Below are 14262 nucleotides of genomic sequence, written 5' to 3' on the forward strand. Positions count from 1 at the left end.
AAACTTGTCGGACCCCCGGCCTAGCATTGTTCGCGGGGGAGTATGTCCGGTCGGCGGATGACGATGGAGAAGGGATTCACCAGGTGGCGGAACGCCTCACTGTGCGCGGAGCTCGGGAACACAACCTGAAAGGTGTCGACCTGGATTTGCCACGCGACAGCCTGATCGTGTTCACCGGTCTGTCCGGTTCCGGGAAGTCGAGCCTGGCGTTCGACACGATCTTCGCCGAGGGGCAGCGCCGCTACGTCGAATCGCTGTCGGCCTACGCGCGACAGTTCCTCGGGCAGATGGACAAGCCGGATGTCGACTTCATCGAGGGCCTCTCGCCCGCGGTGTCGATCGATCAGAAATCGACCAACCGCAACCCGCGGTCCACGGTCGGCACCATCACCGAGGTCTACGACTACCTGCGCCTGCTCTACGCCCGCGCGGGCACGCCGCACTGCCCGGTCTGCCACGAGCTGATCGAAAAGCAGAGCCCGCAGCAGATCGTCGACCAGGTGCTCGCCATGGACGACGGCCTCAAGTTCCAGGTCCTCGCACCGGTGGTGCGTACCCGCAAGGGTGAGTTCGTCGATCTGTTCGACCAGCTCAAGACCCAGGGTTATTCGCGCGTGCGGGTCGACGGCGTGGTGTATCCGCTCACCGATCCGCCGAAGCTGAAGAAGCAGGAGAAGCACGACGTCGAGGTGGTCGTCGATCGCCTCTCGGTCAAGGCCGCCTCCAAGCAGCGCCTCACCGACTCGATCGAGACCGCGCTGCGGCTGGCCGACGGCATCGTCGTGCTCGATTTCGTCGACCGCGACGAGCACGCCCACGACCGGGAGCGCCGCTTCTCCGAGCGCCTGGCCTGCCCCAACGGCCACCCACTCGACATCGAAGACCTCGAGCCCCGCTCGTTCTCGTTCAACTCGCCCTACGGCGCCTGCCCCGACTGCACCGGCCTCGGCATCCGCAAGGAAGTCGACCCGGAACTCGTGGTGCCCGATCCGGACCTGAGCCTGGCAGAGGGCGCGATCGCCCCGTGGTCGCGCGGGCAGACCGCCGAATACTTCAACCGGTTGCTCGCCGGTCTGGCCGAGGCGGTCGGCTTCGCCATGGATACCCCGTGGCGCGACCTGCCGGCGAAGGCGCGCAAGGCGGTGCTGGAAGGCAGCTCCGACCAGGTACACGTGGCCTACACCAACCGCTACGGCCGCAAGCGCTCCTATTACGCCGATTTCGAAGGCGTGATGCCGTTCCTGCAGCGGCGCATGGACAACACCGAGTCCGAGCAGATGAAAGAGCACTACGACGGCTACATGCGCGATGTGGCGTGCCCGGTCTGCAACGGCTCCCGGCTGCGCCCGGAGATCCTGGCCGTCACCTTGGCCGCGGACGGCACCGACAAGTCGATCGCCGAGGTCAGTGAGCTGTCCATCGGCGACTGCGCGCACTTCCTGAACTCGCTCACCCTGGGGGAGCGCGAGACCGCGATCGCCGGGCAGGTGCTCAAGGAGATCCAGGCCAGGCTCGGCTTCCTGCTCGACGTCGGCCTGGAATATCTGACGCTCTCGCGCGCCGCCGCGACCCTGTCCGGCGGTGAGGCACAGCGCATCCGGCTGGCCACCCAGATCGGTTCGGGTCTGGTGGGTGTCCTCTATGTCCTCGACGAGCCGTCGATCGGCCTGCACCAGCGCGACAACCGCAGGCTCATCGAGACACTGCTGCGCTTGAAGAAGCTGGGCAACACCCTGATCGTCGTCGAACACGACGAGGACACCATCCGCGCTTCGGACTGGGTGGTCGACATCGGTCCGCTGGCAGGCGAACACGGTGGCCGGGTGGTGCACAGCGGCCCGTATGCCGAATTGCTCGAGGTGTCCGAATCCCTCACCGGCGCTTACCTTTCGGGCCGCGAGCAGATCGAGCTGCCACTGGTGCGCCGCGCGATCGACAACAAGCGCAGACTCACCGTCGTCGGCGCCACCGAACACAATCTGCAAAACGTCGACGTGGCGTTCCCGCTGGGTGTGCTCACCGCGATCACCGGTGTCTCGGGTTCGGGCAAGTCGACCCTGGTCAACGACATCCTGGCCACCGTCCTGGCCAACAAGCTCAACGGCGCCCGCCAGGTGCCGGGCAGGCACACCAGGATCAACGGTCTCGACAACCTCGACAAGCTGGTGCAGGTCGACCAGTCGCCGATCGGTCGCACGCCCCGCTCGAATCCGGCCACCTACACCGGCGTCTTCGACAAGATCCGCACCCTGTTCGCCTCAACCACCGAGGCGAAGGTGCGCGGCTACCAACCCGGCCGGTTCTCGTTCAATGTCAAGGGCGGCCGCTGCGAAGCCTGCTCGGGCGACGGCACGCTCAAGATCGAGATGAACTTCCTGCCTGACGTCTACGTCCCCTGCGAGGTCTGCCACGGCGCCCGCTACAACCGGGAAACCCTCGAGGTGCACTACAAGGGCAAGACCATCGCCGAGGTTCTCGACATGCCGATCGACGAGGCGGCCGACTTCTTCGAGGCGATCACCTCGATCCACCGCTATCTCAAGACACTCGTCGAGGTCGGCCTGGGTTACGTGCGTCTGGGCCAGAGCGCGCCGACCCTGTCCGGCGGTGAGGCGCAGCGGGTGAAGCTGGCCGCCGAGCTGCAGAAACGGTCCATGGGGCGGACGGTCTACATCCTCGACGAGCCGACCACCGGGCTGCACTTCGAGGACATCCGCAAACTGCTCGCGGTGATCAACGGACTGGTCGACAAGGGCAACACGGTGATCGTCATCGAGCACAACCTCGACGTCATCAAGACCGCCGACTGGGTCATCGACATGGGCCCCGAGGGCGGTTCGGGCGGCGGTACGGTGGTCGCCACCGGCACGCCGGAGGACATCGCCGGGGCGTCGGACAGCTACACCGGGCAGTTCCTCAAGGAGGTGCTGGCAGCGCCCGCGCCGAAGAAGTCCGCCGCGAAGAAGGCCGCCAAGAAAGCCGCCCCCGCGGCGAAGAAGGCGCCGGTGGAGACGACCGCGGCCAAGCGGTTGGCGCGAAAGGCGGCCGCGCTGCGCTGAGCCCGGCTACCGTCCTTTCGAGACATCCCGGCAGGGACTTTCCGAAACCACCACAAAGTGAAACAGCCGTAGGTAACATTCGCCTCACCGTCCCCGGAGTACCGGGTAGTAGCGGTTTGTCGACGGCTCGATCGTCGTGTAGTTCGAAAGGAACGTCCTCATGGATGAAGCCACCACGGCGCTCATCGCCCAGATTCTCGGTTTCCTCGCCGGCGGGTCATCGTTGGCTTACGAGCCCACCAAGCCGACCGTCTGACCTGAATTCGAAAGGAACGCCTGTAATGGATACCGGAAGCGCGGCGCTGCTCACCGCACTCGCCAACATGATCTCCTCCGGCTCGGCCGTGTCGGTCACCCCCGGCGGTCCCACTCCGGCCCCCGTGGTCTGAGTCGCGACGTTCGTTCGCAGCACAGAAAAGATCCGCCGACGCACCGCGTCGGCGGATCTTTTCGTTGACAGGGCTCAGTGCACCGGACCGGTGTACTTCTCGCCCGGACCCATTCCCGGCGCGTCCGGCACCGAGGACGCCTCGCGGAACGTGCGCTGCAGCGCCTGCAAGCCCTCGCGGATCGGACCCGCGTGCGGGCCGAGGTACTCCACCGACGCCGTGACCAGCCCGGCCAGTGCGGTGATCACCCGGCGCGCCTCGTCGAGATCGACGCCCGCGCCCGCATGCGGGTTCTCCTCGGCCAGTCCCAGCTTCTCCGCGGCCGAGCTCATCAGCATCACGGCGGCGCGGCTGATCACCTCGACAGCGGGGATATCGGCCAGGTCGCGCACGGGAGGATCGAGCTCGTCAGTCATGCTGATCAGGCTATAGCGAGCCGGATTCCGGATGCTCGCGCCCGGCTGATTCGGTGATAGCCCAACGCCATGCTAAGCTTTCCGCTGACGACCGCCCCTGGATGTGTCATGCATCCGTGGGGCAGATAAGTGGAGCCCGACTCCCACCGTTACCGGCGAGCAATCGTACGGATATGCGGTCCCGGTCACCCGCTCATTGTGGCGGGTTTCCCGTGTGCCTGGCACGCGGGGGTCGACAACCGAGCTCGTGAGGGCATCGGCTGTGGGCGATCGGTCGACATCGGGCCCCGTCGCGGAGAAATACCGCAACGGGGCTTTCGTGTTGAAACAGGGGTTGCAGTTATTGCGTGCGGTCGTTAAGACGACACCGCTTGACCTAGGAGGCCCCATCAGCACTGAGACCCGCATCAACGATCGCATCCGTGTTCCCGAGGTTCGTCTCATCGGACCCGGCGGCGAACAGGTTGGGATCGTGCGTGTTGAAGATGCACTACGCGTCGCGCTCGAAGCCGACCTCGACCTCGTCGAGGTAGCACCCGATGCCCGTCCGCCGGTCTGCAAGATCATGGACTACGGCAAGTTCAAGTACGAGACCGCGCAGAAGGCGCGCGAGTCCCGTAAGAACCAGGTCCAGACCGTGATCAAGGAGCAGAAGCTCCGTCCGAAGATCGACGACCACGACTACGAGACCAAGAAGCGCAACGTCGTTCGCTTCCTCGAAGCCGGGTCCAAGGTCAAGGTCACGATCATGTTCCGCGGTCGTGAGCAGTCGCGTCCCGAACTCGGCTTCCGGTTGCTCCAGCGTCTGGGCTCCGACGTGGCCGATCTCGGGTTCGTCGAGACCTCGGCCAAGCAGGACGGCCGCAACATGACCATGGTCCTCGCTCCCCACAAGGGCGCGAAGACGCGGGTGAAGGCCCAGCAGGACTCCTCGGCACCGGCGGCGACACGTGCGCCGCTGCCGACCGGTCCCGCCAGTGCCGAACCGGCCGCACCGGTCGAGCAGGCAGCACCGGTCGAGCAGGCAGCACCGGTTGAGGCCGCGCCTGCCGAGCAGGCTGCGCCGGCCGACCCGCAGTAAACGATTTCAACGACTAGATAGAGGAATCCATGCCGAAGAACAAGACCCACAGCGGCGCCAAGAAGCGATTCAAGGTGACCGGCCGGGGCAAGCTGCTTCGCGAGCAGGCGAACCGTCGCCACCTCCTGGAGCACAAGTCCTCTCGCCGGACTCGTCGTCTGGAAGGCACGGAGTCCGTCGCTTCCGTCGACGTCCCCCGCGTGAAGCGGCTGCTCGGTCTCGCCTGACCTTTCCGGTCAGCTCGACCGTCGCAACCCGACGATTCCGCGGCCGGGATAACCGGACGCCGACAACTACCGAATTCGGGCGCCGCCGCGCCCCCAGATGATCAAGGACTACCAAAGTGGCACGCGTCAAAAGGGCCGTCAACGCTCAGAAGAAGCGCCGTTCCATCCTCGAGGCCTCCAAGGGCTACCGGGGCCAGCGTTCGCGCCTGTACCGCAAGGCCAAGGAACAGCAGCTCCACTCGCTGACCTACGCCTACCGTGACCGCAAGGCGCGCAAGGGTGACTTCCGCAAGCTGTGGATTGCTCGTATCAACGCCGCCGCGCGTCTGAACGACATCACCTACAACCGCTTCATCCAGGGCCTCAAGGCCGCTGGTGTCGAGGTGGACCGCAAGATCCTCGCCGAGCTCGCTGTTTCCGACGCCGAGGCCTTCGCCGGCCTGGTGGCTGTCGCCAAGGCCGCACTGCCGGCCGACGTCAACGCCCCGGCCACCGCTGCCTGAGCTTGACAACACACAGCGATCTGTCGGAACGACCCGTGGACGCGCTCTCCGAGCGCAATCCGCGGGTCGTTTCCGCTGTCAAGCTCCAGCGCGCGGCCCAGCGACGCAAGTCCGGCCTGTTCCTCGCCGAGGGCGCCAACGCCGTGTCCGCCGCCCTGGAGACCGGCCGCGTCCGGGAGATCTTCTACTCGCTCGCGGCCGCCGGTCGGGATAACGCGCTGATCGCCGGTGCCACCGCCGACGGCATCCGCACCACGCTGGTCAGCGATCGTGCCGCCGAACATCTCGGCGAAACCGTCACCGCGCCCGGCCTTGTCGCTGTCTGCGAACTCCTCGACGTGCCGCTCGGCGAGATCCTCGACCGCGGTCCGCGCATGCTCGCCGTTCCCGTCGAGATCGCCGAACCCGGCAACGCGGGCACCCTGATCCGGGTCGCCGATGCCGTCGGCGCCGACGGTGTGGTGCTGGCAGGGGAAACCGTCGACCCGCACAACGGCAAATGTGTCCGTGCCAGCGCGGGCAGCCTGTTCCATGTCCCGGTAGCCCGCAGCCGCGATATCACCGCCACTCTCGACGCGATCTCCGCCGCGGGCGTGACGATCCTCGCGACCGCCGCCAACGGCGAAGTCGACCTCGACGCCGCCGATGACATCCTCAGTGGACCGGTCGCCTGGCTCTTCGGCAACGAGGCCCACGGCCTCGACCCCGCCGTCGCCGCCCGCGCCGACCACCGCATCCGCATCCCCATCCACGGCCGTGCCGAAAGCCTGAATCTGGCTGCGGCAGCGGCGATCTGCCTCTACGCGAGCGCGCGCGTCCAGCACGCGAAGTAGGACGAAGGGCAACGCTCGGTATCCATCGCTGATGCCGGACGCGGCGTTAGACTTGGTAGTCGATGCCATGTACTAGCGAGGAAGTGCCGCTGTGACCGCGACTCCTGATCCCGACGGTCTGCTACTCAGCGACGGTGAACGCACGCACGCGCTCGACGTACTCGGCAAGCACTTCGCGGACGGACGGTTGGACATCGCCGAGTTCTACGACCGCTCGGGCGCCGTCGCCACCGCCCGCACCTTCGCTGCGCTCACCGAACCGTTCCGCGGATTGCCCGGCGGACTGCCGCTCACCCGGGTCGACGGGCAGTTGGCGAAGGTGCCCTTCGTCGACGATGCCGCGGCGAAGAGCGTCAAGAATCCGGTCGTGACCTCGACCGCGGCAGCCGAACTCTCCGCGATCCGTGCTCGGGGTGACACGATCGCCTCGATCGACTGGATCATCGTCGGTATCACCCTGATCAGTTTCCTCGTGCTGCAGGTGATCGTCGGGTGGGACTACGCCTGGATCGTGTGGCCGTCGCTGATCATCACGCTGAGCATCCCGCGAATGATCCTGCGGTTCAGCGATTCCGACGAAGAGGTCTATGAGGACCTGAAGAAGTCCGAGAACGAGGCCAGGAAGAAGCGGCTCGCGGAGGCCGCGAAACGGATCCGGGAACTAGAGGGCGGCCAGAAGTAGCGGCCCTGATGAACCGGGGGTATCGGGCATCGGCGGATCGAGGGGTGCCCGATGGTCGTCGCACCACAGGCCGGCCTGAGCGTCGACCGCGTCGGCGCCCCACACCCTCATCGCGATCGGCCAGCTCTTCCTGGCCGTCTCCCTCGCCTGGATGGCGATGATCACCACCGCCGACGTCCCCTATATCGCCTTCGTCGCCGCCTTCGTCCTTGGCGGCATCGGCATGGGCCTCACCTTCGCCCTCTCCTCCACCATCGTCATGGCCAGCGCTTCCCCTGCCGCCGAGGGCATGGCGTCGAGAATCAGCAAGCACCGTCCGCGAAGTCGGCGTAGCCATGGGCATCGCCGTCCTGGCCTCAGTCTTCGCCTCCCACGGCTCCTACACCGACCCCCGGTCCTACGTGGACGGCCTGGTCCCCGCGGTCTGGGTCGGCGCGGCCCTGGTCGCCTGCGCCGCGGTGGCAGCAGCCTTCCTTCCCCGGCATACTCACCCCGCGGAATAGCCGCTGACCGCAGGCGGTTCCCGGAGCAGGTGGTTGTCGCCGAACGGCACAACAACCACCTGCTCGGCATCGTCGTAGATGATGTCCCCCGGCACAGCGGAGTCCAACCGCTCCCACTCGACCCCGTGCGCATCGAGAATCGCGAGATATCCCTCGACCCGCTCGATCATCGACACCGCACTCGCCTTGAACCACGAGGCCGCACCCGGATACAGCTCACGGTCGTACACGCGCGGATCCACATCGCTCGGATTCGTCAGATTCTCGCTGAACCAATCGTTACCGCCACGGCGAAACCGCACCTCCCGAGCGCTCAAATGCCCTGCGGCCCACAACCCGTTCACCAAGCCGAACACACCCGGATATCGACCGTGTCGATTGGGTCGTGCAGCCTGGAATCGAACGTAGAGCCGTTCGCCGGCCGATACGACCCGACGGTCGCTGAGCTCCGTCATCCGACACTGTCCGGGTGCTGCCCCTGCTCCGGAGTCGCCTGCTGCTCGGGCCGGTGCGCGCACAACCCCGCCGCACGGGAGAACGGCCGCCGCCCCACCGGCCGAATCCCGAAGCCACACAACGCAAGACCGCTCCCTGGAGCAGTAAGTCGGGCACGCCGCCCCTGCGGAGACGTCGGATCGCCTGTCTGTTCAGCCATCGAGTCGTCCTGTTCTCGAGTCGAACACGCTGGTGTGTTTGATCATTTGGACGCACCCCGAACTCATTCGGTTCCTTCGATTTCCGATCGATTTCCGATTGGCCTGAGAACCGGGCGATTTCGGGCACGACAGTCAGCACGGGACTTGCGCTCGCACTGTGTTGCTGTGGCCGGTCGGCCACCCGATGTGGTTGACAGCGCCGGTCGCGCAACGTGAGCTGCGGATTCGTTCGGTCACCGGGCTGAGCCAGTCGGTTACTGGTTTGAGCACGTCGCGGTATCGTTGAGCACAGCAGTCCGCACGAATGGAGCGAGGCGCATGACCCTTCCCGCGATGCATCCCCGACCTGGCAATCTCCGTGAGGTCGCCGAGGAGATCGAGCGCGCGACCGGTCTGCGTGTCGAGATTCTTGGAGGGTCGCTCGTGATGTCACCGACCCCGCGTGGGAAACACGCGGGTTCCATCCGCCGATTGCGTCAGCAGTTGGAGGCGTCGATGCCCGACGGGCTGGCCGCGTATGAGGTCACCTCGATCGCGATGCCCGATGATATCGACGATTACTGCACTCCCGACCTGGTCATCCTCCCTGACACCTGGGACACCGACGATGACTGGCTCGCCGACCCACTCGAAGTCGAACTCGCCGTCGAGGTCATCTCTAAGTCGGAGCGGGCGGCCCAGATCAACGGCAAGAATGGCTGGTATGCCGCGGCGGGCGTGCGCGCCCTGCTCGTCATCGACCCTCGCGTCGGTCGCTGGGCGTTGTTCGCCGGGCCCGCCGCCGGCGGCTACGCCGAACTGACCGAAGGTGTCTACGGCGACCCGATCGACCTCCTCGACCCGATGGCAGTTTTCCTCGACACCGCATGCTTACCCCGATACGACCAGTAGCCGGCGCCACGACAGCACACCCCGACCTGGATTGGTCAGTCCTTATCGTGACCCGCTCGACCAGCGGCGATTGTCCCGCGAGTAATCCGGATGAATCGCGCGAACCCCATCCCATAGGATTTACGCAGCACCGATGCGGGATGGCAATGACGCGCCCGCGAACCGATCCCCAGGGGAGAGTCGAGAAGATCGTGGCCGACGACAACAGTGGAGTCGAGCAAAACGCCTCTTTGACCGAGGAGGCACTCGCGGCAGCGGCGGCAGAGGCCGAGAAGGCCTTCTCCGCGGCGGCTGATCTGGATGCGCTGGCGGTCGCCAAGACCGACTACATCGGCGGCAAGTCGCCGATCGCACTCGCGCAGCGTGGGCTGGGCAGCGTGCCCAAGGAGGAGAAGGCCGACGCCGGTAAGCGGGTCAACGTCGCGCGTAAGCGGGTCTCCGATGCGTTCGAGGCACGCCGTGCCGCGCTCCTCGAGGAGCGCGACCAGGCTGTGCTCATCTCCGAGAAGATCGACGTCACGCTGCCCGCCCGTCGCCGGCCCGTCGGCGCCCGGCACCCGATCACCGTGATCTCCGAGCAGATCGCCGACTTCTTCGTCGGCATGGGCTGGGAGGTCGCCGAGGGTCCCGAGGTGGAGACCGAGCACTTCAACTTCGACGCGCTGAACTTCCTGCCCGATCACCCGGCGCGCACCATGCAGGACACCTTCCACATCGCCCCGGAGGGTTCGCGCCAGGTGCTGCGCACGCACACCTCGCCGGTGCAGGTGCGGTCCATGCTGGAGCGCGAGGTGCCGATCTATGTCGCGTGCCCCGGCCGCACCTTCCGCACCGACGAGCTCGACGCCACCCACACCCCGGTGTTCTCCCAGGTGGAGGGTCTGGCGATCGACAAGGGCCTGACCATGGCACACCTGCGCGGTGTCCTCGACGCGTTCGCGCAGGCCATGTTCGGCCCCGAGACCCGAACTCGCATGCGCCCCAACTACTTCCCGTTCACCGAGCCGTCGGCCGAGGTCGACGTGTGGTTCCCGAACAAGAAGGGCGGCGCGGGCTGGATCGAGTGGGGCGGCTGCGGCATGGTCAACCCGAAGGTCCTCATCGCCAGCGGCATCGATCCCGAGGTGTATTCCGGGTTCGCGTTCGGCATGGGTATGGAGCGCACTCTGCAGTTCCAGACCACCATCCCCGACATGCGCGACATCGTCGAGGGTGACGTGCGGTTCACCCTGCCCTTCGGTATCCGGTCTTAGAGAGAGAGCGAAACGTCAAGTGCGAGTAGCACAGTCCTGGCTGACCGAGATCCTGCAGCGCACCACCCCCGAGTGGTCGGTGTCGGCGGAAGAGCTCGACGCGGGCTTCGTCCGGGTGGGTTTGGAAGTCGAAGAGGTCGACAAGCTCGAGCCGATCGGCGGCGAGATCGACAAGCCGCTGGTCGTCGGCCGCGTCGCCGAGATCACCGAGCTGACCGAGTTCAAGAAGCCGATCCGCTTCTGCAAGGTCGACGTCGGCAACCCTGAACTGCAGGAAATCGTCTGCGGCGCACGTAATTTCGCCGTCGGCGACCTCGTCGTTGTCGTGCTGCCCGGTGGTGAGCTGCCCGGCGGGTTCAAGATCTCCTCGCGCAAGACCTACGGGCACACCTCCAACGGCATGATCTGCTCGGTCGCCGAACTGGGCATCGGCAAAGATCACGACGGCATCCTGGTGCTCGAGCCCGGATCCGCGCAGCCCGGCGACGACGCGAATGTGCTGCTCGCCACCGATGACACCATCATCGAACTCAACATCACCCCCGACCGCGGCTACTGCTTCTCGGTGCGCGGCCTGGCCCGCGAACTGGCCTGCGGCTTCGACCTCGAATACGCCGACCCCGCCCAGCGCACGCTGTCCGAGGCCGACGCGCTCGCCTGGCCGGTACGCCTGGAAGACGACTCGGACTGCACGCGCTTCGGCGCGCGCCGCGTCACCGGGATGAACCCGAACGCGGTGAGCCCGCTGTGGTTGCAGCGCAGGCTGATGCTGTCGGGCATGCGCCCGATCTCCCCGGCTGTCGACGTCACCAACTACGTGATGCTCGAACTCGGTCAGCCGCTGCACGCCTTCGACGCGGCAAAGCTGCACGGCGGCTTGGTTGTTCGCTCGGCGCACAAGGGCGAGACCCTGCGCACCCTCGACGACACCGAGCGCACCCTCGACGCCGAGGACGTGGTGATCGCCGATGAGTCCGGCGTGATCTCCCTCGCCGGTGTCATGGGTGGCGCGAGCACCGAGGTCGGTGCCGGGACCACCGATGTGGTCCTCGAAGCCGCCGTCTGGAACCCGCTGCGGGTGTACCGGACATCGCGCCGCCACAAGCTCTCCTCGGAGGCGGGCAAGCGCTACGAACGTGTCGTGGATCCCGAGATCAATATCGCCGCGCTCGACCGCGCCGCGACCCTGCTCGCCGACATCACCGGCGGCACCATCGAATCCGCGCTCACCGACATCAGGGTGCCCCTGGCGCCGGTGGCGCCGATCGCGATGGACATCGACCTGCCCGACCGCATCGCCGGGGTCACCTACCCGGCGGGCACCTCCGTGCGCAGGCTCGCCCAGATCGGCGCGGGCGTCGATATCGAGGTCAACGACGCGGGCAAGACCCAGCTGCTGGTGACTCCGCCGAGCTGGCGCCCCGACCTTTCGCAGCCCGCCGACCTGGTCGAAGAGGTCCTGCGGCTGGAAGGCCTCGAGCTGATCCCGTCCATTCTGCCGACCGCGCCGGGTGGCCGCGGGTTGACCGCGCAGCAGCAGCGTCGCCGCGCGGTGAGCAGGGCACTGGCCTTCTCCGGTGCCGTCGAGGTGCCGCCGCCTGCCTTCCTGCCCGGTGGTGTGTTCGAGGTGTGGGGTCTGGACGCCGACGACCCGCGCCGCACCACAACCCGCGTGCTGAACCCCCTCGACAGCGACCGCCCCGAACTGGCGACGACGTTGCTGCCGGGTCTGCTGGAAGTGGCCGCCCGCAACATCTCTCGCGGTGCGCGCGACCTGACCATCTACGGCATCGCCCAGGTGGTGCGGCCCGGTGCGCAGACCCACTCGGTCGAGGCGCTGCCGGTGGACCGTCGTCCCACCGACGAGCAGATCGCCGAGCTCAAAGCGTCGCTGCCCGCCCAGCCGGTGCACGTCGTCGCGGTGCTCAGCGGTAAGCACGACCCGCGCGGGCCGTGGGGTCCGGGCCGTCCGGCCGATGCCGCCGACGCCTTCGCGCTGGTCGACGACATCGCCGACGCGGCGGGTGTCGTCATCGAACGGCGGTCCGCCGCCTACCTCCCGTGGCACCCCGGTCGCTGCGCGGAGCTGCTCGTCGACGGCGTGGTCGTCGGACACGCGGGCGAACTGCACCCCGCCGTCCTCGAGCGCGCCGGTCTGCCGCCGCGCACCTGCGCGCTGGAAGTCGACCTCGACGCCCTGCCGCTCGACGAATCCCTGCCTGCCCCAACGATCTCGGCGTTCCCCGCCGTCCTGCAGGACGTGTCGATCAGCGTCGAGAAGGCCGTCCCCGCCGCGCAGGTGGAAACCGCGCTCCGCACCGGTGGTGGCGACCTGCTCGAAAGCATCGCCCTGTTCGATGTCTACGAAGGCGCCCAAGCAGGCGAGGGCCGCAAATCCCTCACCTACGCCCTGCGCTTCCGCGCCCCCGACCGCACCCTCACCGAAGACGAAGCCAGCGCCGCCCGCGACGCCGCCGTCGCCTCGGCTACCACCGCGGTCGGCGCCGAACTGCGCGGCTGATCCCCGCTCGACAACAGAAGGCCGTCCGGTTCCTCCGGGCGGCCTTCGTCGTGAGTGGTTGTCGCTCAGGCGATTTCGCGTCGGCCGAACCCGAATCGCCGACCGTGCGACGCGGGTGCGGCCGCTGTGCTCACCAGGAGCGCGCCGCCGATCATGACCGGCACCGCGTAGTCGGCCGTCGCGGCGAACCCGACCGAGGTCGCCATCGCCACCGCGAACATCGTGAACAGGGCCGCCGTGGCCGCCGCGGTGATCCGGGGTCGCACCGCGAAGATCAGCGCGAGGCCGAGCACACCTTCCGCGACCGTCGCCACCGCCGCCGCGATCGGCGCCGCGTCACCGGCGAACGCCGGGAGCAATGTTCGGGTGTAGTCGAGGAACTCCGCGTAGGACCCCCACGACACCCCGGGGCTGCCCGGGCCGCCGAATATCCCGAACCGGTCCGCGACCGAACCCGCCAACAGCAGACCCAGCGCCACCCTGGTTGCGATGACCAGCGCCCGCACCCGCCCCAGCGTCGCGGCCGTCACCGCGACCAGCGCCGCTGCTCCTATCGTGATCGCCCCGATCGTCGCGTCCCCGAACGCGAGCCAGGCGACTTCGATCAGAACTGCCACGCTCGTGAAAACCACCGCCGCTGTGCGCATCGCACCAGCCTCTCAACTAGTAAGGTTCTTGACTAACCATAGAAAGGCGGAAGAATTTGGTCAAGCACCTGACTAATCCCTTGCTCGATCGGCCGCCGCCGCTGGGAAATCTGCTGTCCGCGGCGGCCCGCACCCTGTCCGCCGAACTCGACGCGGGTCTGCTCGCCGCCGGGTTCGACGACATCCGCGCCGCCCACGCGCCGGTGTTCCAGGTGATCGACCTCGAGGGCACCCGCCTCACCGTGCTCGCCGAGCGGGCGGGAATGACCAAGCAGGCGATGGGGGAGCTGATCCGGCACCTGGCCGATCGCGGCTACGTCGAGGTCGGGCCGGACCCCGCAGACGGCCGGGCGCGGCTGGTGCGGCTCACCGAACGCGGGTGGTCGGCGGTCGAGGCGGGCCTCCGGGTGGTCGAACAGTTCGATCGGCATCTCGATCAGGTGATCGGTGATTCCGAGGTCGACCGATTGCGCGAAATCCTCACGCGCATCATCGCGGGCGAAGGTTCCACCTATCCGGCGCGACGCGAGAATTCGGCCGTCATGCGGCTGGAATAGGGGCGACCGGTTGGGTGCGGTCGGGGGTCGGGATAGGTTGGACG

The 14262-nt window shown here is 67.3% G+C and carries 14 protein-coding genes; 11 read left to right on the top strand and 3 right to left on the bottom strand.

The window, feature by feature from the left end; all coding sequences use genetic code 11:
• Window positions 1-83 precede the first annotated feature (83 nt).
• Entirely contained in the window at window positions 84-3059 is a 2976-nt protein-coding gene (gene uvrA / locus ACTWPB_RS18190; RefSeq protein WP_446221807.1) for an excinuclease ABC subunit UvrA, read from the top strand.
• Between the two features lie 463 nt (window positions 3060-3522).
• Here uvrA and ACTWPB_RS18195 read toward each other — a convergent pair whose 3' ends face one another.
• Window positions 3523-3864: a DUF1844 domain-containing protein gene (locus ACTWPB_RS18195; RefSeq protein WP_446221808.1), complete on the bottom strand. Its 342-nt coding sequence runs from the start codon at window positions 3862-3864 to the stop codon at window positions 3523-3525.
• Between the two features lie 334 nt (window positions 3865-4198).
• Here ACTWPB_RS18195 and infC point away from each other — a divergent pair, with 334 nt between their 5' ends.
• The 6 genes from infC to ACTWPB_RS18225 all read left to right on the top strand — a co-directional run bounded on the left by infC (window position 4199) and on the right by ACTWPB_RS18225 (window position 7693).
• Window positions 4199-4945 (top strand): translation initiation factor IF-3, encoded by a 747-nt coding sequence (infC, locus tag ACTWPB_RS18200; RefSeq protein WP_446226400.1) that lies wholly within the window; start codon window positions 4199-4201, stop codon window positions 4943-4945.
• 29 nt (window positions 4946-4974) lie between these two features.
• On the top strand, window positions 4975-5172 hold the full coding sequence (gene rpmI, locus ACTWPB_RS18205; RefSeq protein WP_056824456.1) for a 50S ribosomal protein L35: 198 nt from the start codon (window positions 4975-4977) through the stop codon (window positions 5170-5172).
• A gap of 116 nt (window positions 5173-5288) precedes the next feature.
• Window positions 5289-5675, top strand: a complete 387-nt coding sequence (gene rplT / locus ACTWPB_RS18210) for a 50S ribosomal protein L20 (protein ID WP_019046423.1) — start codon at window positions 5289-5291, stop codon at window positions 5673-5675.
• Between the two features lie 35 nt (window positions 5676-5710).
• Window positions 5711-6508: a TrmH family RNA methyltransferase gene (locus ACTWPB_RS18215; RefSeq protein ID WP_378917431.1), complete on the top strand. Its 798-nt coding sequence runs from the start codon at window positions 5711-5713 to the stop codon at window positions 6506-6508.
• 91 nt (window positions 6509-6599) lie between these two features.
• Complete coding sequence (locus ACTWPB_RS18220; RefSeq protein ID WP_446221809.1) at window positions 6600-7190, top strand: DUF1707 SHOCT-like domain-containing protein; 591 nt, start codon at window positions 6600-6602, stop codon at window positions 7188-7190.
• A gap of 335 nt (window positions 7191-7525) precedes the next feature.
• The gene (locus ACTWPB_RS18225; RefSeq protein WP_446221810.1) at window positions 7526-7693 is read left to right on the top strand and encodes a hypothetical protein; all 168 of its coding nucleotides are present in this window, start codon (window positions 7526-7528) and stop codon (window positions 7691-7693) included.
• Here ACTWPB_RS18225 and ACTWPB_RS18230 read toward each other — a convergent pair.
• Window positions 7678-7923 (bottom strand): hypothetical protein, encoded by a 246-nt coding sequence (locus tag ACTWPB_RS18230; protein WP_446221811.1) that lies wholly within the window; start codon window positions 7921-7923, stop codon window positions 7678-7680. The genes ACTWPB_RS18225 and ACTWPB_RS18230 overlap by 16 nt on opposite strands.
• A gap of 759 nt (window positions 7924-8682) precedes the next feature.
• Here ACTWPB_RS18230 and ACTWPB_RS18235 point away from each other — a divergent pair.
• The 3 genes from ACTWPB_RS18235 (at window position 8683) to pheT (ending at window position 13014) form a co-directional block, all read left to right on the top strand.
• Window positions 8683-9240 (top strand): Uma2 family endonuclease, encoded by a 558-nt coding sequence (locus tag ACTWPB_RS18235; RefSeq protein WP_446221812.1) that lies wholly within the window; start codon window positions 8683-8685, stop codon window positions 9238-9240.
• Between the two features lie 191 nt (window positions 9241-9431).
• A complete protein-coding gene (gene pheS / locus ACTWPB_RS18240; protein WP_446226401.1) occupies window positions 9432-10493 on the top strand; it encodes a phenylalanine--tRNA ligase subunit alpha in 1062 nt (353 codons plus the stop codon).
• A 19-nt stretch (window positions 10494-10512) separates the two neighbouring features.
• Window positions 10513-13014: a phenylalanine--tRNA ligase subunit beta gene (gene pheT / locus ACTWPB_RS18245; RefSeq protein ID WP_446221813.1), complete on the top strand. Its 2502-nt coding sequence runs from the start codon at window positions 10513-10515 to the stop codon at window positions 13012-13014.
• Between the two features lie 65 nt (window positions 13015-13079).
• On the opposite strand, the gene ACTWPB_RS18250 is transcribed toward pheT, so the two are convergent.
• Window positions 13080-13631 carry a hypothetical protein gene (locus tag ACTWPB_RS18250; protein WP_446221814.1) on the bottom strand — a complete coding sequence of 184 codons (552 nt, stop codon included), beginning with the start codon at window positions 13629-13631 and terminating at the stop codon, window positions 13080-13082.
• 86 nt (window positions 13632-13717) lie between these two features.
• Here ACTWPB_RS18250 and ACTWPB_RS18255 point away from each other — a divergent pair, with 86 nt between their 5' ends.
• Entirely contained in the window at window positions 13718-14218 is a 501-nt protein-coding gene (locus ACTWPB_RS18255; protein ID WP_446221815.1) for a MarR family winged helix-turn-helix transcriptional regulator, read from the top strand.
• Window positions 14219-14262 lie beyond the last annotated feature (44 nt).

The organism is Nocardia sp. IBHARD005 (genome assembly GCF_052814245.1).

Excerpts from the sequence above, each read along its gene's own strand:
- ACTWPB_RS18195 (WP_446221808.1), bottom strand. The coding sequence starts at position 3,864 with ATGACTGACGAGCTCGATCCTCCCGTGCGCGACCTGGCCGATATCCCC.
- rpmI (WP_056824456.1), top strand. The coding sequence starts at position 4,975 with ATGCCGAAGAACAAGACCCACAGCGGCGCCAAGAAGCGATTCAAGGTG.
- ACTWPB_RS18225 (WP_446221810.1), top strand. The coding sequence starts at position 7,526 with ATGGGCATCGCCGTCCTGGCCTCAGTCTTCGCCTCCCACGGCTCCTAC.
- ACTWPB_RS18235 (WP_446221812.1), top strand. The coding sequence starts at position 8,683 with ATGCATCCCCGACCTGGCAATCTCCGTGAGGTCGCCGAGGAGATCGAG.